At 61.2% G+C, this 17,002-nt stretch carries 17 protein-coding genes; all 17 read left to right on the forward strand.

Annotated features, from left to right (window positions below):
* The first annotated feature begins 92 nt into the window (after positions 1-92).
* Positions 93-518: a nucleoside-diphosphate kinase gene (gene ndk, locus PRZ01_RS00420; RefSeq protein ID WP_058720391.1), complete on the forward strand. Its 426-nt coding sequence runs from the start codon at positions 93-95 to the stop codon at positions 516-518.
* A 63-nt stretch (positions 519-581) separates the two neighbouring features.
* Complete coding sequence (gene rlmN / locus PRZ01_RS00425) at positions 582-1,724, forward strand: 23S rRNA (adenine(2503)-C(2))-methyltransferase RlmN (RefSeq protein WP_273594779.1); 1,143 nt, start codon at positions 582-584, stop codon at positions 1,722-1,724.
* Positions 1,725-1,738: 14 nt separating this feature from the next.
* Complete coding sequence (pilW, locus tag PRZ01_RS00430) at positions 1,739-2,572, forward strand: type IV pilus biogenesis/stability protein PilW (RefSeq protein ID WP_273594780.1); 834 nt, start codon at positions 1,739-1,741, stop codon at positions 2,570-2,572.
* 22 nt (positions 2,573-2,594) lie between these two features.
* Positions 2,595-3,536 (forward strand): helix-turn-helix domain-containing protein, encoded by a 942-nt coding sequence (locus PRZ01_RS00435; protein ID WP_273594781.1) that lies wholly within the window; start codon positions 2,595-2,597, stop codon positions 3,534-3,536.
* Positions 3,537-3,541: 5 nt separating this feature from the next.
* Entirely contained in the window at positions 3,542-4,837 is a 1,296-nt protein-coding gene (ispG, locus tag PRZ01_RS00440; protein ID WP_273594782.1) for a flavodoxin-dependent (E)-4-hydroxy-3-methylbut-2-enyl-diphosphate synthase, read from the forward strand.
* A 17-nt stretch (positions 4,838-4,854) separates the two neighbouring features.
* Positions 4,855-6,216, forward strand: a complete 1,362-nt coding sequence (hisS, locus tag PRZ01_RS00445; protein WP_409993784.1) for a histidine--tRNA ligase — start codon at positions 4,855-4,857, stop codon at positions 6,214-6,216.
* A gap of 69 nt (positions 6,217-6,285) precedes the next feature.
* Positions 6,286-6,966: a YfgM family protein gene (locus PRZ01_RS00450; RefSeq protein WP_273594783.1), complete on the forward strand. Its 681-nt coding sequence runs from the start codon at positions 6,286-6,288 to the stop codon at positions 6,964-6,966.
* Complete coding sequence (gene bamB / locus PRZ01_RS00455; RefSeq protein WP_273594784.1) at positions 6,963-8,102, forward strand: outer membrane protein assembly factor BamB; 1,140 nt, start codon at positions 6,963-6,965, stop codon at positions 8,100-8,102. The genes PRZ01_RS00450 and bamB overlap by 4 nt, the downstream gene beginning before the upstream one ends.
* A gap of 51 nt (positions 8,103-8,153) precedes the next feature.
* Positions 8,154-9,488, forward strand: a complete 1,335-nt coding sequence (gene der, locus PRZ01_RS00460; RefSeq protein ID WP_273594785.1) for a ribosome biogenesis GTPase Der — start codon at positions 8,154-8,156, stop codon at positions 9,486-9,488.
* 126 nt (positions 9,489-9,614) lie between these two features.
* The gene (gene hfq / locus PRZ01_RS00465) at positions 9,615-9,860 is read left to right on the forward strand and encodes an RNA chaperone Hfq (RefSeq protein WP_273594786.1); all 246 of its coding nucleotides are present in this window, start codon (positions 9,615-9,617) and stop codon (positions 9,858-9,860) included.
* Between the two features lie 164 nt (positions 9,861-10,024).
* A complete protein-coding gene (hflX, locus tag PRZ01_RS00470) occupies positions 10,025-11,329 on the forward strand; it encodes a GTPase HflX (RefSeq protein WP_409993792.1) in 1,305 nt (434 codons plus the stop codon).
* Positions 11,330-11,331: 2 nt separating this feature from the next.
* A complete protein-coding gene (hflK, locus tag PRZ01_RS00475; protein ID WP_409993785.1) occupies positions 11,332-12,675 on the forward strand; it encodes an FtsH protease activity modulator HflK in 1,344 nt (447 codons plus the stop codon).
* A 20-nt stretch (positions 12,676-12,695) separates the two neighbouring features.
* On the forward strand, positions 12,696-13,595 hold the full coding sequence (gene hflC, locus PRZ01_RS00480; protein WP_273594787.1) for a protease modulator HflC: 900 nt from the start codon (positions 12,696-12,698) through the stop codon (positions 13,593-13,595).
* A 12-nt stretch (positions 13,596-13,607) separates the two neighbouring features.
* Entirely contained in the window at positions 13,608-13,799 is a 192-nt protein-coding gene (locus PRZ01_RS00485; protein ID WP_273594788.1) for a DUF2065 domain-containing protein, read from the forward strand.
* A 57-nt stretch (positions 13,800-13,856) separates the two neighbouring features.
* Positions 13,857-15,020 carry an ATP phosphoribosyltransferase regulatory subunit gene (locus PRZ01_RS00490; protein ID WP_273594789.1) on the forward strand — a complete coding sequence of 388 codons (1,164 nt, stop codon included), beginning with the start codon at positions 13,857-13,859 and terminating at the stop codon, positions 15,018-15,020.
* A gap of 46 nt (positions 15,021-15,066) precedes the next feature.
* On the forward strand, positions 15,067-16,410 hold the full coding sequence (locus PRZ01_RS00495) for an adenylosuccinate synthase (protein ID WP_273595039.1): 1,344 nt from the start codon (positions 15,067-15,069) through the stop codon (positions 16,408-16,410).
* Positions 16,411-16,451: 41 nt separating this feature from the next.
* On the forward strand, positions 16,452-16,973 hold the full coding sequence (locus PRZ01_RS00500) for a phosphoribosyltransferase (RefSeq protein ID WP_273594790.1): 522 nt from the start codon (positions 16,452-16,454) through the stop codon (positions 16,971-16,973).
* Positions 16,974-17,002 lie beyond the last annotated feature (29 nt).

The following is a 17,002-nucleotide window of genomic DNA, read 5'->3' on the forward strand; positions in this document are numbered from 1 at the left end:
AAACGCCCCTGACCCGCTTGGCGGGTCAGGGCGTCATCCCTACACAGTACAATCACGGGTTTTGCTAAGCCCCCAGATTTCAGGAGAAAACCATGGCTATCGAACGCACTCTGTCCATCATCAAACCCGACGCCGTTGCCAAGAACGTCATTGGCCAAATCTACGCTCGTTTTGAAGGCGCTGGCCTGAAGATCGTGGCGGCCAAGATGGCGCATCTGTCGCGCGGCGAAGCTGAAGCTTTCTACGCTGTGCACAAGGCACGTCCTTTCTTCAACGACCTGGTGAACTTCATGATCTCCGGTCCCGTCATCATCCAGGCTCTGGAAGGCGAGAACGCCATCCTGAAGCACCGTGACCTGATGGGCGCTACCGATCCCAAGAAGGCCGAGAAGGGCACCATCCGTGCTGACTTCGCTGACAGCATCGACGCCAACGCCGTGCACGGTTCGGATGCCGCCGAAACTGCCGCGCAAGAAATTGCCTTCTTCTTCCCCGGCATGAATGTCTACAGCCGTTAATTCGGCAAGACAAGCCTCTTGTGCCTCAGGCCTTGAGGCCTGACCCGCACAAAAGGAACCCTCATGGACGCCGCCGTCAATCCGCCAGCACTGACAAACCTACTCGGTTTCGACCTCGATGGCCTGGCTGCGTACTGTGAGCAGCTGGGTGAGAAGCGCTTTCGCGCCACCCAGCTGTTTCGTTGGATCCATCAAAAAGGCGCGTCTGAGTTTGATCAGATGACCGACCTGGCCAAGTCGCTGCGCGACAAGCTGGCGGGTCAAGCCCAGATCACGGCACTGCCGGTGATCTCCGAACATATTTCCACCGATGGCACGGTCAAATGGCTGTTTGACGTCGGTGCGGGCAATGCGGTCGAGGCGGTGTTCATTCCCGAGACTGACCGCGGCACCCTGTGCATTTCCAGCCAGGCCGGTTGCGCCGTCGGCTGCCGTTTTTGTTCCACAGGCCATCAGGGCTTCAGCCGCAATCTCGATACGTCCGAGATCATCGCCCAGCTCTGGTTTGCCGAGCACAGCCTGCGCAAACGCTTCAGCACGACAGAGCGGGTCATCTCCAATGTGGTGATGATGGGCATGGGCGAGCCGCTGCAGAACTACAGCGCCTTGGTGCCTGCGCTGCGCATGATGCTGGACGACCATGGCTACGGCTTGTCGCGGCGCCGGGTGACGGTGTCGACCTCGGGCGTGGTGCCCATGATCGACCGCTTGCGCGACGATTGTCCGGTGGCCTTGGCGGTGTCGCTGCATGCGCCCACCGACCCTTTGCGCGACCAACTCGTGCCGCTGAACAAGAAGTACCCCATTGCCGAGTTGCTGGAAGCCTGCCGGCGTTACCTCGACAAGGCGCCGCGTGATTTCATCACCTTCGAATACTGCATGCTTGACGGCGTCAACGACACGCCCGAGCAGGCGCATGCCTTGGTCGACCTGCTGCGTGGCGGGGCCGGGGTGTCGTGCAAGATCAACCTGATTCCCTTCAACCCGTTCCCGGCTTCGGGGCTCAAACGCAGTGCCAATGAGCGGGTCAAGGCGTTTGCGGAAATTCTTCTGCAGGCGGGCTTGGTTACCACGGTCCGCAAGACCCGCGGCGACGATATCGACGCGGCATGTGGGCAGTTGGCGGGTGAGGTGCAAGACCGCACCCAAGCCCATGTCCGCATGGTGCGGGCGCCAATAGTGGTAAAAGGCGCGAGTCCTTCCTGACAACGAGCTCCACTGTGAAAAATTCGAAGCCGGTACTTGTTTTGAATCGTCCGTTCTGGCCTGCCCTCGGGGGGCGGGTGTTGCTCGGCTTCATGGCCGCGGTGCTGCTTGCCTGTGCGGCACCCCAGCCTGCTGAGCGGCAGGCGCCCAAGACCGACTTTGATTCCACGGACATTGACCGGCGGGCCTCGGTTCGCATGGAGTTGGCCACAGGCTATTTCGGGCGCGGCCAGTACAGCACGGCCCTGGACGAAATCAAGCAGGTGCTTGCCATCAAACCCAATATGCGCGAGGCACTCAATCTGCGCGGCCTGATTTATGGCGCCATGGGTGAGCCCCAACTGGCTGAAGACACCTTCAAGCGCACGCTGGCGTTGTATCCGGCTGACCCAGATACCTTGCATAACTATGGCTGGAGCCTGTGCCAGCAACAGCGTTGGCAAGCGGCTGATGCGCAGTTCGACCAAGCCCTGGCACAAGCCCGGTACCGCGCGCCCTCAAGAACCTGGTTGGCCAAGGGGGTTTGCGAGGCACGGTCAGGGCATTCGGCGGAGGCTGAACTGAGCTTGGGCAAGGCGTTTGAGTTTGATCCGGCGAGCCCCGCGGTTGCCTTCAACTTGGCGGAAGTGCTGTACCGTAACCGCCAATATGAGCGGGCTCGTTTCTACATTCGTCGCGTCAATGCGCAGACCGAACAAAGCAATGCGCAAAGCCTCTGGCTGGCGCTGAGAATAGAACGCCGCATGGGCAACGCCGCTGGGGTGGAGGACCTGAGCCAGCAGCTGCGCCGCCGTTATCCGCAGTCGCCAGAACTGCAGGCCCTGGATGCCGGGCGTGTCGATGACTGACGAGGAAGAGGGAAAAGAACGCATGACTTCAATCTTGAGCGAGCCCGCCCAAACTGGGGCTGATGCGATGCCTGCCCAGCCGCAGGCGCCGCAGTCGGCCGGTGCTGCCCTGCGGGCAGCGCGTCAGCGGAGCGGCTTGCACATCGCGGCCCTGGCCGTGATGCTCAAAGTGCCTCAGGCCAAGCTGGAAGCGCTGGAAACCGATCGTTGGCAAGATTTGCCAGACATGACCTTCGCCCGAGCCCTGGCCAAGTCCATGTGCCGTGCATTGAAGGTTGATGCCGACACCATCTTGCGCTTGCTGCCGAGCGGCCCTGACAAAGAATTGCATGTTTCCCGCGGCCTGAATACGCCTTATCGCGAGCATGCGAATGAAGGCGTGTCGCTCGCCTGGTTGGGCAAGCCGGTGGTATTGAGTGCGCTGGCCTTGTTGGTGGCGGCAGCCTTGGTTTATTTCGTACCCAGCGACTGGTTGCAGAACCTGCGTGCCGTAGCGCCCGATACGGCCACTTCGCATGCCGTCGAGCCGATGGCCGTGGAGGCGCCCGTTGTGGCGTCGCAAGCCCTCTCCGCGGTGCCCGGTGCCAGTTCCTTGCCGGTTGCGCAGGACGTGCCAGGCGCCCAAGCGTCGGCCTCAGAGGCAATCAAGTCTGCCAGTCCAGCCGTAAGCGCCGTGCCCGCGCCTTCGACGCAGACATCGAGCATCGTGCCGACACCTGCCGCGGGCCAGGTGCCGATGCGGGTCAAGGTCTCGGCGGAATCTTGGGTTGAAGTGGTTGACGCCAAGGGGCAGGTCTTGCTGTCTCGGCTGATGCGTCCTGGTGATGACCAAAACATGGCGGGGACACCGCCTTTCAAAATTCGGGTCGGCAATGTGGCCGCCACCGAAATGACGCTGCGCGGTGTGGCGGTTGATTTAAAAGGTCCGTCGCGCGACAACGTGGCGCGCATTGAGTTGAACTGATCATCATGAGCGAATTGAAATTGGAATCTGGCCCGGTGACCGAGCAGGCGGTTGCCGCCGCGCAACCCGCGCCGCGCCGCTCGCGTCAGGCGCAGGTGCGCTGGGGTTCGCGCGTCGTGACGGTGGGTGGCGATGCGCCGGTGCGGGTGCAGTCCATGACCAACACCGACACGGTGGACGTGATCGGCACCGCCATCCAGATCAAGGAGCTGGCGATCGCCGGCTCTGAAATGGTTCGCATCACGGTCAACACGCCGGAGGCTGCTGAGGCCGTACCGCACATTCGCGAGCAACTCGACCGTATGGGCATTGATGTGCCTTTGGTGGGTGACTTCCACTACAACGGTCACCGCTTGCTGACCGACTACCCGGCCATGGCGCAGGCCTTGTCCAAGTACCGTATCAACCCCGGCAATGTGGGCAAGGGCGACAAGCGCGACCGGCAGTTCGGCCAGATGATCGAGGCGGCGGTCAAGTACGACAAAGTGGTGCGCATCGGCGTCAACTGGGGCAGCCTGGATCAAGAGTTGCTGGCCAGCATGATGGACGAGAACGCCTCGCGAGCTGAACCCTGGGACGCTAAGCAGGTGATGTACCAGGCGTTGATTCAATCCGCGCTGAGCTCTGCCGCTTACGCCCGCGAGTTGGGCATGAACCCCGACAACATCATCATCAGCTGCAAGGTCAGCGGCGTGCAGGACCTGATCTCGGTCTACCGCGCCTTAGCGGCGCGTTGTGACTACGCCTTGCACCTGGGCCTGACGGAAGCCGGCATGGGCACCAAGGGCACCGTGGCTTCGGCGGCGGCGCTGGCTATTTTGCTGCAGGAGGGCATTGGCGACACGATTCGTGTCTCGCTTACGCCGCAACCCGGCGAAGCGCGCACCCAAGAGGTGGTGGTGGCGCTGGAGATTCTGCAAAGCCTGGGCCTGCGGGCTTTCAATCCGAGCGTGACAGCCTGCCCCGGTTGCGGCCGCACCACCAGCACCACCTTCCAGGAACTTGCCAAGCAGATCGACGATTTTCTGCGGGCCCAGATGCCCGTGTGGCGCGCCAAATATCCGGGCGTGGAAAGCATGAAAGTGGCCGTGATGGGCTGCATCGTCAACGGCCCTGGCGAGAGCAAGCATGCCGACATCGGCATCAGCCTGCCCGGCACCGGCGAGGCACCCGCAGCGCCGGTTTTCATCGACGGTGAAAAGGCCTTGACCCTGCGTGGCGACAACATCGCCGCCGAGTTCCACGCCTTGGTGGAAAGCTATATCGAGAAGCGTTTCGGCGCCACTGCGTTGACCGCCTGATTGCAAAGACTCTATTGATGACTGAAGTACAAAAACAGCAGACGAAGTTGCCCCAAAAGCCGCAAGCCGCGGATGTGAAGACGACGCTGCGCGCCGTCAAGGGCATGAATGACATCCTGCCGCCCGAGTCGGCGCGTTGGGAATGGCTGGAAGCCAAGATGCGCAGCGTGCTGCAGCGTTACGGCTATGTCAATGTGCGAACCCCCATCGTCGAGCCCACCGCCTTGTTTGTGCGCGGCATCGGCGAGGTAACCGACATTGTCGAGAAGGAGATGTACGCCTTTGAAGACCGTGCCGACAAGCATGGCCAAGCCGAGCATCTGGCCCTGCGCCCGGAGATGACTGCGGGCGTGGTTCGCGCCATGATTGAGCATTCCTACCTGCGTGAGTCGGGGCGCCGCCTCTATTACTTCGGCCCGATGTTCCGCCGTGAAAAGCCCCAAAAAGGCCGCTACCGCCAGTTCCATCAAATGGGCGTCGAGGCGCTGGGTTTTGCCGGCCCTGATGTGGATGCTGAAGTTATTCTCATGGGCAGCCGCCTGCTGCGCGAGCTGGGTTTGGTGGACGGCGAGCACGTCAGCCTGGAGTTGAACTGCCTGGGTGAGTCCGCTGAACGCTTGGCGCACCGCGAGGCCCTCATTGCCTACCTCGAGCAGCACCAAGACTTGCTCGACGACGATGGCCGCCGCCGCCTCTATACCAACCCGCTGCGCGTGCTGGACACCAAGAATCCGGCCCTTCAGGACATGGCCAACGCCGCGCCCCAGTTGCTGGATTTTCTAGGCGAAACCTCGCTGGCGCATTTCAACGGCGTGCGTGCTATTTTGGATGCGGCAGGCGTGGCCTACCGCATTAACCCGCGTCTGGTGCGCGGCCTGGATTATTACAACCTGACCGTGTTTGAGTGGGTGACCGACAAGCTCGGCTCGCAAGGCACGGTCTGTGGCGGTGGGCGTTATGACGGCTTGATCGAGCAGCTGGGCGGCAAGCCTGCGCCGGCAGTGGGCTTCGGCATGGGGCTGGAGCGCATGCTGCTGCTGCTGGAAGAAATCGGCGTGGCGCCGGAAGCGCCCACGCCTGACGCCTATGCCATCGTGCCCTCTGCCCAATCCTTGCCGCAGGTAATGGTGACGCTGGAGGCGCTGCGTTCGGCGGGGGTTGCGGTGATCCTGCACCCGGGCCAGAGCAGCATGAAGTCGCAATTCAAGAAGGCCGACGCCAGTGGTGCCGCGTACGCACTGATCTTCGGTGAAGATGAAGTGGCGCAAGGGCAGGTGGCCGTCAAACCGCTGCGCGGGCAGGGCGCCGAGGGTGCCGCTCAGTTCAACCGTTCGCTGTCTGCCGTGGCCGATTGGGCGGCCGAGCTGCTCAACGCATAATCGCAGCCGGCTGATCCGTAAATCACGCTGTGTTGTCCTTAATTCGCTAATCCAAAATATCTCTTATCCATGGCCTCGCATCTCGATCTCGAAGAACAAGAACAGTTGGACCAGTTGAAGGCTTTCTGGAAGCGCTGGGGCAATCTCATCACCTGGGGCTTGACGCTGGCCCTGGCTGCATTTGCGGGCTGGAATGCCTGGAACTGGTACCAACGTGACCAAGCCGTGAAGGCTGGCGCCATGTTTGACGAGTTGGACCGGGCCGCCCAATCGGGCGACGCTGACAAAGCCGGCCGTGTGTTTGCCGACTTGAAGGAGCGTTACCCCCGCACCAGCTATGCCGCGCAAGCCGCATTGCAGGCGGCCAAGGTTCAGTTCGACAAGGGCCAGCTTGACGCCGCGCAGGCCAGCCTGAATTGGGCGGCTGAGAATGCCCAGGACGATTCTTACCGCGATGTCGCCCGGCTGCGTTTGGCCGGGCTGCTGATGGATGGTAAAAAGTTCGATGACGCTGCCAAGGTGCTTGATGCCATCAAATCCCCCGACTTTGTGGCCCTTCAGGCCGATCGGCGCGGGGACCTTTTCAAGTTGCAAGGCAAGCCCGAGCAAGCCAAGGCTGAGTACAAAAAGGCATTTGCCGACATGGACAAGACGCAAGACTACCGCCATCTGGTCGAAGCCAAATTGGCAGCCTTGGGGGTGAATACCGCGGAGGATGCCGCTTCTGCACCCGCTGGAGCTGGCAAATGATGGCCCGCGGCGTGCGTCTGTCGGCCGCGGTGCTGGGTGTTGCCGCCTCTGTGCTGCTGTCGGCTTGTTCTATTTTTAGCTCGTCGACGGCGGCCAAACCCGCTGAGCTGGAAAAAATTACCCCAACAATTGCCGGCCGTGTGGTGTGGCATGCCAGCCTGGACAGCGTGCAGTTTCCGCTGTCCATCGCCGCCAAGGGCGATCAGTTTGTGCTTGCGGCCACCGATGGGGTGGTGACCGCCTTGCGCGCCAGCGACGGCCAGGCCCAATGGCGCAGCGACGTGGGCGCCAAGCTCACGGCGGGCGTCGGCAGTGACGGGCGGTTTGCCGCCGTGGTCACCCGCAACAATGAGTTGGTGGTGCTGGATGCCGGCAAGATCGCGTGGCGCAAGACCTTGCCGACGCCAGTGGTTGCGGCGCCTCTGGTGGCGGGCGAGCGCGTGTTCGTGCTTTCGGTCGATCGGCAGGTGCTGGCCTTTGATGCACTGGATGGCCGCAAGCTTTGGGAATTGCGGCGCCCAGGCGATGCACTGACGCTGGCCCAGGCCGGTGTGATCAGTGTGTACCGTGATACCTTGATCGTCGGGCAGGGCCCGCGCCTCACTGGCGTTGATCCTCTCAAGGGCACTGTGCGTTGGGAGGCCAGCGTGGCCAATCCACGCGGTACCAATGAGGTGGAGCGTTTGGCCGATCTGGTGGCCCCCGCGGTTCGCTCGGGCGATCTGCTGTGCGCACGGGCCTTTCAGTCGGCGGTGGGCTGCGTCAACGCTGATCGCGGCCTGACCTTGTGGAGCCGCAATGTGGGCGGCACCCAAGGCGTGGGCGGTGATGCGAAAATCATTGTGGGCGGTGACGCCTCCGACCGCTTGACGGCCTGGAACACCAGCAACGGCGAAGTGACCTGGACGGCCGAGCAATTTCAGAATCGCCGCCTGAGCGCACCGCTGGTGCAGGGCGAAACGGTCATCGTGGGTGACTTCGAAGGCTATGTGCATTTCCTGGCCCGGGACACCGGCAAGACGCAATTGCGCCTGAGCACTGATGGCTCGCCGATTGCAGCTGCGCCGATCGCTTTGGGTCAGACCATTTTGGTGGCCACCCGCAAGGGCGGCTTCTACGCGCTGCGGCCCGAGTGAGTGGCCCGGTTGCCCGATTTTTTGTAGCGCTGTAACGAGAAGAAGAACAATATGAAACCTGTCATCGCACTTGTCGGGCGGCCCAACGTGGGCAAGTCCACGCTGTTCAACCGGATGACCAAAAGCCGGGATGCCATCGTGGCCGATTTTGCCGGTTTGACCCGTGACCGCCACTATGGCGACGGGCGTATCGGCAATCGCGAGTACATCGTCATCGATACCGGCGGCTTCGAACCCGACAGCACCACCGGCATCGTCAAGGAGATGGCCAAGCAGACCCGGCAGGCCGTGGCGGAAGCGGATGCGGTCATCTTTGTGGTGGACGTGCGCCTGGGCCTTTCGGCGCAGGACTCCGACATTGCGCGCTATTTGCGCCAAGCCAACAAGCGTGTCTTCGTGGCGGTCAACAAGGCCGAGGGCATGAGCGAGTCGCCGCTGCTGGCCGAGTTCCATGAACTGGGCATGGGCAACCCCATTCCCATCTCCGCCGCGCACGGCCAAGGCATTCGCAGTTTGCTGGAAGTGGTGCTGGAGCCCTTCGAGTTTGAAGAAGACGAAGAAACCGCCGACAGCCCGGACGGCGTGATTCGCCTGGCCGTGGCAGGCCGTCCCAATGTGGGCAAAAGTACCCTCATCAACACTTGGCTGGGCGAAGAGCGTCTGGTGGCCTTCGACATGCCGGGCACCACGCGGGATGCGATCTCGGTGGACTTCGAGCGCAATGGCCAGAAGTTTCAGCTGATCGACACGGCCGGGTTGCGGCGCAAGGGCAAGGTGTTCGAGGCCATCGAGAAATTCTCCGTGGTCAAGACCTTGCAGGCGATTGCCGACGCCAATGTGGTGTTGCTCTTGCTGGATGCCACGCAAGGCGTCTCCGACCAAGACGCGCACATTGCGGGTTATGTGCTGGAAAGCGGCCGGGCCGTGGTGATCGCCATCAATAAATGGGACGCCATCGACAGCTACCAGCGCGAGCAGTTGCAGCGCTCCATTGAGCAGCGCCTGGCATTCATGAAATTTGCGCCGGTGCTCTATATTTCTGCGCTGAAGCGCCAGGGCCTGGGGCCCTTGTGGGGTGCGCTGGCTGATGCCTACGCCTCGGCCTACAAGAAGATGACCACGCCGGTGCTGACCCGCCTGATCCAGGAAGCTGTTGAGCACCAAACGCCCAAACGCAGCGGACATTTCCGGCCCAAGCTGCGCTATGCGCACCAGGGTGGCATGAACCCTCCGCTGGTCATCGTGCACGGCAACTCGCTGGAAGGTGTGACCGAGGTCTACAAGCGTTACCTGGAAGGCCGCATCCGCGCCCACTACAAATTGGTGGGCACGCCGTTGCGCATTGAAATGCGTTCGTCGAAGAACCCCTTCAGCGACAAAGAATAATTCCGAAAATCAACGGGTTCGAGGGGTTGATCGTCACATTGCTGCGGCAGCGGCGAATTGGCCCCTGTGTTAAGGTGGAACCCGTAGTTTCCATTCTGTTTACCCTCTCACAACACGGAGCATATCGTGAGCAATAAAGGCCAACTTCTGCAAGACCCCTTCCTGAACCTGCTGCGTAAGGAGCATGTTCCGGTTTCTATCTACCTGGTCAACGGCATCAAGTTGCAAGGCCATATTGAATCATTCGACCAATATGTGGTGTTGTTGCGCAACACCGTCACCCAGATGGTTTACAAGCACGCCATCTCGACGGTTGTGCCAGGTCGTGCGGTGAATTTCCACACGGCTGAGGCCAACGACGAAGCAGCTTGAGTGGCGATGGGGCCGGTGCGAGCCGGCCTCCGCCACTGAATCGCTGCCGGTCCGTGAAGGTCAATCCGCCGGGCCCGCAAAGCCCGGCAATAGCGCCGCAGCAGACCGGTGGTACTTGACGGCCCGTTCTGGCCTACTCCAAAGATATCTTGAGTTCAACCGCCATTCCAGCTTCTGCCTCCTCTGCCACGCCGCCCTCTGAGGCGGCGCGCGCCATTCTTGTCGGTGTTGATTTTGGCCGCAATGCCAAGGGCAGCACCTTCGATCCCTCGCTGGATGAGCTGGCCCTTCTCGCCGAGTCGGCCGGCGACACGCCGGTTGCGCGCGTCATCGCCAAACGTCAGGCGCCTGACGCTGCGTTGTTTGTCGGTTCTGGCAAGGCTGACGAAATCAAGCTTCTGGTGCAGGCGCATCAAGCCCACACGGTCTTGTTTGACCAAGCCATTTCGCCCGCGCAGCAGCGCAATCTGGAGCGTGTGCTGGGTGTGCCCGTGGCAGACCGTACGGCCTTGATTCTTGAGATTTTTGCGGCACGCGCCAAGAGCCACGAAGGAAAGATGCAGGTCGAGTTGGCGCGGCTGCAATACCTGGCGACACGATTGGTGCGGCGGTGGAGTCACCTGGAGCGTCAAAGCGGCGGCATCGGCATGCGCGGTGGTCCCGGCGAGGCGCAGATCGAGTTGGATCGCCGCATGATCGACGATCGCATCAAGACCATCAAAGACAAGCTGAAGAAGGTCCAGCGTCAGCGCAGTACCCAGCAGCGAGCGAGGGCGCGCAACAGCGTCTACCGGGTCTCGCTGGTGGGTTACACCAATGCGGGCAAATCCACGCTGTTCAACGCCCTGGTGAAGGCGCGTGCCTACGCGGCCGACCAGTTGTTCGCCACTCTCGACACGACCACGCGTTCGCTCTATTTGGAGCAGGCGGGCACCAGTGTTTCTTTGTCTGACACGGTGGGCTTCATTCGTGATTTGCCCCACAAGTTGGTGGAGGCCTTCCGCGCCACGCTGCAAGAGGCGGCGGATGCCGACTTGTTGCTGCACGTGGTGGATGCAGCGTCACCGTTACTGGATGAGCAGATGGTCGAGGTCGAGCGGGTGCTCGAAGAAATCGATGCCGCTGGCATTCCGCAAATCCTGGTCTACAACAAGCAAGACATGCTGGAAGAAACCCAGCGCCCGCGCGAGGCGATGGACTGGCTGGAGCGCCCTGGCCGCTTGGGCGGCGTGCGGGTGCCACGGGTATTTGTCAGCGCGTTGGACGGTACCGGCCTTGACGTCTTGCGCGAGCAGATCGTGCTGGCGATGCAGCGTGCGCCTGACGACCACGACCGCGGGCCGCATGACCCGCGTGACTTGAATTACCGCAGTTCTCCCCCAGTTGTTGGGGGGGATCCTGAGTTTCAGACGACCCCTTTGGCTGATGTTGATTCAGACGCAGCCGATCTTCCTCCAACACAGGCATGAGCATGAATACCTTTGAGCCCGTGAGCCGTGCGCGGCCGACGACACCTTCTTTCGTCGGGCAACTGAAATCTGTGGCCCATGCCGCCAAGGCGTTGTTGACCGGCGTTGCTGCGGCCATGCGGCCGCAGCGCTGGCAAGAGGGCCGACTCCTGAACAATGGTCGCAACGACGGCCCACCCGATCTCGACGAGCTTTGGCGCGACTTCAACCGCAAGCTGTCCGGCATGTTCGGGGGCAAGGGCGGTGGCGGCGACAACAATGGCGGTGCCAACGGGGGTAACAACGGCGGCAACAACTTCCAGCCCGACATGAAGAGCGCCGGCATCGGCGTGGCTCTGATTGCGGGTGTGGTGCTGCTGGGTTGGTTGGGCAGCGGCTTCTTCATCGTGCAAGAAGGCCAGCAAGGCGTAGTGACCTCCTTCGGTAAGTACAGCAAGACGGTGGAGGCGGGCTTTCAATGGCGCCTGCCTTACCCCTTTCAGGCCGTGGAGGTGGTCTCGGTCACGCAACTGCAGCAAGTTGAAGTGGGCCGTGCCATCGTGGTGCCTGCGTCCGGCCTGCGTGACTCCAGCATGCTGACGCAGGATGAGAACATTGTTGACATCCGTTTCACCGTGCAATACGTGCTGAAGAATGCGCGCGACTATCTGTTCGAAAACCGCAATCCGGACGAAGCCGTGGTGCTGGCGGCCGAGTCCGCAGTGCGTGAAATCGTCGGCAAGAGCAAGATGGACTCGGTGCTCTATGAGCAGCGTGACGCCATCGCGGTTGAATTGGCGCAGTCGGTGCAAAACCAGCTCGATCGGCTCAAGACAGGCATCCAGGTCAAGAGCGTGAATGTGCAGAACGTGGCGCCGCCTGAGCAAGTTCAGGCCGCGTTTGACGATGCATTCAAGGCGGGAGCTGATCGCGAGCGTCTCAAGAACGAAGGTCAAGCCTATGCCAACGACGTGATCCCGAAGGCACAAGGTACATCCGCGCGTCTGCTTGAAGAAGCCGAAGGCTACAAATCGCGTGTGGTTTCGCAGGCCGAGGGTGATGGTCAGCGCTTCAAGAGCGTGCTGGCTGAATATCAAAAAGCGCCCGCAGTGACCCGTGACCGCTTGTACATCGACACTATGCAACAGGTGTACTCCAACGTCAGCAAGGTGATGGTGGACAGCCGCAACGGCTCCAATCTGCTGTACCTGCCGCTGGACAAGCTGATGCAGCAAACCGCAGCCGGTAACGGGACGGTGACCGCGACGCCGCCGACCGTGGTGGCACAGCCTGAGAGTGCAGCGCCCAGCACCGGTGCCAATGACCTGAGATCCCGTGACGGCCTGCGCAGCCGTGATGGCCGCTGAGAAGAGCAGGGAGACTATTCATGAATCGTATTGCCGCCATCGTCGCTGGCTTGTTGGTCGCCTTCATGGTTGCCAGCTCCATGCTGTTCATCATCGATCAGCGCCAGTTCGCCGTTGTTTACTCCTTGGGCGAAATCAAGGAGGTCATCACCGAGCCGGGTTTGAAATTCAAGCTGCCCCCGCCGGTGCAGAACGTGGTGTTGCTGGACCGTCGCGTGCAGACGCTGGACAGCCCGGAGTCGCGCCCCATCTTTACCGCTGAGAAAAAGAGTTTGGTCATCGATTGGCTGGTGAAGTGGCGCGTCGCGGAGCCCCGCCAGTTCATCCGCAACAACGGTGCCAATATGCGTAACGTTGAGAATCGGCTGAGCCCTGTGGTTCAGGCCGCATTCAATGAAGAAGTGACCAAGCGCACCGTGCTGGCCGTGCTGGCCACCGAACGCGAGAAGGTCATGAATGACGTTCGCGCTCGCCTGGTTGATGAAGCCAAGCAGTTCGGCATCGAGATCCTCGACGTGCGGATCAAGCGCGTGGACTTCGCCGCCAACATCACCGATTCGGTCTATAACCGCATGAAGTCAGAGCGCTTGCGTGTAGCCAATGAAGCTCGATCGACCGGCGGCGCTGAAGGCGAGAAAATCCGTGCCGATGCCGATCGCCAGCGTGAAGTGATCGTGGCGGAAGCCTATCGTGATGCGCAGAAGATCAAGGGTGAGGGTGATGCCAAAGCCTCGGCCATCTATGCGGAGTCCTTCGGCCGTGACCCGCAATTTGCGCAGTTCTACCGCTCGCTGGAAGCGTATCGCAGCACCTTCCGCAACAAGTCTGACGTGATGGTGCTGGACCCCAGCAGCGACTTCTTCAAGGCGATGCGCGGCTCGGGCAGTGCAGCGCCTGCCGCGCCGACTTCGCGCAAGTAAGGTTGTGGCCCGGTGTCTACCGCGCAGGTCTTTGCGGCACTGGCCTTGATGTTGGTGATTGAGGGCGCCTTGCCCTTGATCAACCCGACGATGTGGCGCCAAGTGTTTGCCCGCATGCTCAGCATGACCGACGGGCAGATTCGTTTTGTCGGCTTGTCAAGCATTCTCGCCGGCTTGTTGTTGCTGGCGCTTGTCTGGCAATAGGCTGTGGCGGGCCTGAGCCCGGTACAATGCCGTTTTTAACCGCTGGCGAAAATACCCATGGCCTCTGCTTGGTTGCTGCCCGAGCATCTTGCTGACGTTCTGCCCTCCCAGGCCCGCCGCATCGAAGAGATGCGCCGAGACTTGCTGGACATGGCGCGTACCTACGGTTGCGAGTTGGTGATGCCACCGCTGCTGGAGCACTTGGAATCCTTGCTGTCTGGTGCCGGGCACGCCCTGGATCTGAAGACCTTCAAACTCGTTGATCAGCTCTCCGGCCGTTCCATGGGTTTGCGGGCTGACACGACGCCCCAGGTTGCCCGAATCGACGCCCATTTGCTCAACCGTGCTGGCGTGACCCGCCTGTGCTACTGCGGCCCGGTGTTGCACACACGGCCCGACGGCCTGCATTCGACGCGTGAGCCTTTGCAGTTCGGCGCTGAAATCTATGGTCACGCTGGGCTGGAAGCCGATCTCGAGGTGCAGGAGATGGCACTTGAGGTCGTGCGCCGCGCGGGCTTGAAGGACGTCATTCTCGATCTGGGCGATGCTCGTTTGGTCAAGGGCATTCTGGGTGACTCGCCTCTTTCGGCCGCGCAACTCGACAGCTTGATTGCCGCATTGGCTGGTAAGGACTTGGCGGCCCTGCGCGAATTGGCGCCCGTCTTGCCGGCCCATGTGATGAAGGGCCTGGAGGCCTTATTAAGCCTTTACGGTGGTGTTGATGTGCTGGCGCATGCGCGCACGGTATTGCCTGTGACTGCCTTGGTGACGGCAGCATTGGACGACCTTCAATGGCTGGCCAAGCATCTGCAGTTCACTCACCCAGAGATGCGACTGAGTTTCGACCTGGCAGATTTGACCGGCTATGCCTATTACAGCGGCGTACGTTTTGCGTTGTACGCGCAAGGCTCCAGCGACGCGCTGTTGCGTGGTGGGCGCTATGACGAGGTGGGGGCGGTGTTTGGTCGTCGCCGTCCGGCGGTTGGCTTCAGCCTGGATTTGAAAACGCTGGTGGCCCTGACGCCCAGCAGCCCCTTGCGCGCGGCCGTGCGGGCGCCCTGGGGCGAAGAGGCGGGTTTGCGCGCCGCCGTTCGTCGTCTGCGTGAGGCGGGCGAGACGGTGGTCTGTGTCCTGCCGGGGCATGAGCATGAAGGCGATGAATTCGAGTGCGACCGAGAGCTGCGGCTGGTCGACCAACAGTGGGTCTTGTGCGCGCTTTGAGTGACGCCGGCCTGACTCTCAATTTTTGATCATCGGAATGAGTAAGATGAATAGCGAAATCTCACGTGGCCGCAATGTCGTGGTGGTGGGCACCCAATGGGGTGACGAAGGCAAGGGCAAGGTTGTTGACTGGATGACGGATCACGCGCAAGGCGTGGTGCGCTTCCAGGGCGGCCACAACGCGGGTCATACCTTGGTGATCAAGGGTGTGAAGACGGCGCTGCAATTGATTCCCTCCGGCATCATGCGCGACGGCGTGGCTTGCTACATCGGCAATGGCGTGGTGGTGGACCCCACCCATTTGTTGAGTGAAATTGAGCGCCTCGAAAAAGCGGGTGTCGAAGTGCGCTCGCGTTTGTTCATCAGCGAGTCTTGCCCTTTGATCCTGCCCTTCCACGTTGAGGTGGACAAGGCCCGTGAAGCCCTGCGTGAAACCAGCGGCAGTGGCAAGATCGGCACGACAGGCAAGGGCATTGGCCCGGCCTACGAAGACAAGGTTGCACGGCGTGCGCTGCGCGTGCAAGACCTCAAGCACCCGGAGCGCTTTGCGAAGAAGCTGCGCGAGTTACTTGAACTGCACAACTTCGCGCTAACGGGTTATTTGAACGCCAGTGCGCTGGAGTTCCAGCCCATCTTCGATCAAGCCATGAAGATGGCCGAGCTGATCAAACCCATGATGGCGGACGTGGGCTACCTGATCCACAAGGCTCATCTGGCGGGCGCCAACATCTTGTTTGAAGGCGCGCAAGGCACCTTGCTCGACATCGATCACGGCACGTATCCTTATGTGACATCGAGCAACTGCGTAGCGGGCAATGCCGCTGCTGGCGCTGGTGTGGGGCCGCAGATGCTGCATTACATGCTCGGCATCACCAAGGCTTACACCACGCGTGTGGGTTCGGGCCCTTTCCCCACCGAGTTGGAGTGGGAAAAAGAAGGCACCGTGGGCTATCACCTGGCGACGGTTGGCCAGGAGCGAGGCACCGTCACTGGCCGCGCTCGCCGCTGTGGCTGGTTTGATGCGGCAGCGTTGAAGCGCTCGGTCATCATCAACGGCATCACCGGTTTGTGCATCACCAAGCTCGACGTGCTGGACGGTCTGAGTGAAATCAAGATGTGCGTGGGCTACGAGATGGATGGCCGCCAGTTCGATATCCTGCCGCTGGATGCCGATGAGATTGCCGCTTGCCAGCCCGTCTATGAAACCTTCCCGGGCTGGACTGAAACCACCTTCGGCGTAACCGCCTGGGATAAGCTGCCTTTGAATGCGCGCCGTTATCTGGAGCGCATCAAGGAAGTGATCGGCGCGCCCATCGACATGGTGTCGACTGGCCCCGATCGTGAGCACACCATTCTGCTACGTCACCCTTACCAAGGTGCTGCGGCCTGATCGTGCCGCCGCGCCAACATCAAAAACTGGAGTTCTCCACCATGCTGACTGACGACGGCAAACATCTCTACGTCTCTTGGGACGAATATCACATGCTGACCGAGCGCCTTGCGCTGAAGGTTCATGCATCGGGCTGGGAGTTCGACCAGATCCTGTGCTTGGCCCGCGGCGGAATGCGTCCAGGTGACGTGTTATCTCGTGTATTCGACAAGCCGCTGGGCATCATGTCCACCAGTTCTTACCGCGCGGAGGCTGGCACCATTCAAGGCCGCTTGGATATCGCGAAATACATCACCATGCCCAAGGGCGAGTTGGCCGGTCGCGTGTTGTTGGTCGACGACCTTGCCGATTCCGGCGTGACCTTAAAGGCGGTGGTGGAGCGCTTGCGCGGCATGCCATCCATCTCGGAGTTGCGCTCTGCGGTGATCTGGACCAAGGGCGTCTCAAGCTACACGCCTGACTATTACGTCGAAATGCTGGAAACCAGTCCCTGGATTCATCAACCTTTTGAAGAGTACGACGATATGCGCCCTGACGCATTGGCCAAGAAATTCGTGGTCTGATCTGGCGTCATATTTCTTGGGACTTCGCG

The sequence above is a fragment of the Roseateles koreensis genome (assembly GCF_028595305.1).
Lineage (GTDB): Bacteria > Pseudomonadota > Gammaproteobacteria > Burkholderiales > Burkholderiaceae_C > Paucibacter_A > Paucibacter_A koreensis.

Excerpts from the sequence above, each read along its gene's own strand:
- ndk (WP_058720391.1), top strand. The coding sequence starts at position 93 with ATGGCTATCGAACGCACTCTGTCCATCATCAAACCCGACGCCGTTGCC.
- rlmN (WP_273594779.1), top strand. The coding sequence starts at position 582 with ATGGACGCCGCCGTCAATCCGCCAGCACTGACAAACCTACTCGGTTTC.
- PRZ01_RS00435 (WP_273594781.1), top strand. The coding sequence starts at position 2,595 with ATGACTTCAATCTTGAGCGAGCCCGCCCAAACTGGGGCTGATGCGATG.
- ispG (WP_273594782.1), top strand. The coding sequence starts at position 3,542 with ATGAGCGAATTGAAATTGGAATCTGGCCCGGTGACCGAGCAGGCGGTT.
- hisS (WP_409993784.1), top strand. The coding sequence starts at position 4,855 with ATGACTGAAGTACAAAAACAGCAGACGAAGTTGCCCCAAAAGCCGCAA.
- PRZ01_RS00450 (WP_273594783.1), top strand. The coding sequence starts at position 6,286 with ATGGCCTCGCATCTCGATCTCGAAGAACAAGAACAGTTGGACCAGTTG.
- bamB (WP_273594784.1), top strand. The coding sequence starts at position 6,963 with ATGATGGCCCGCGGCGTGCGTCTGTCGGCCGCGGTGCTGGGTGTTGCC.
- der (WP_273594785.1), top strand. The coding sequence starts at position 8,154 with ATGAAACCTGTCATCGCACTTGTCGGGCGGCCCAACGTGGGCAAGTCC.
- hflK (WP_409993785.1), top strand. The coding sequence starts at position 11,332 with ATGAATACCTTTGAGCCCGTGAGCCGTGCGCGGCCGACGACACCTTCT.
- hflC (WP_273594787.1), top strand. The coding sequence starts at position 12,696 with ATGAATCGTATTGCCGCCATCGTCGCTGGCTTGTTGGTCGCCTTCATG.
- PRZ01_RS00490 (WP_273594789.1), top strand. The coding sequence starts at position 13,857 with ATGGCCTCTGCTTGGTTGCTGCCCGAGCATCTTGCTGACGTTCTGCCC.
- PRZ01_RS00495 (WP_273595039.1), top strand. The coding sequence starts at position 15,067 with ATGAATAGCGAAATCTCACGTGGCCGCAATGTCGTGGTGGTGGGCACC.
- PRZ01_RS00500 (WP_273594790.1), top strand. The coding sequence starts at position 16,452 with ATGCTGACTGACGACGGCAAACATCTCTACGTCTCTTGGGACGAATAT.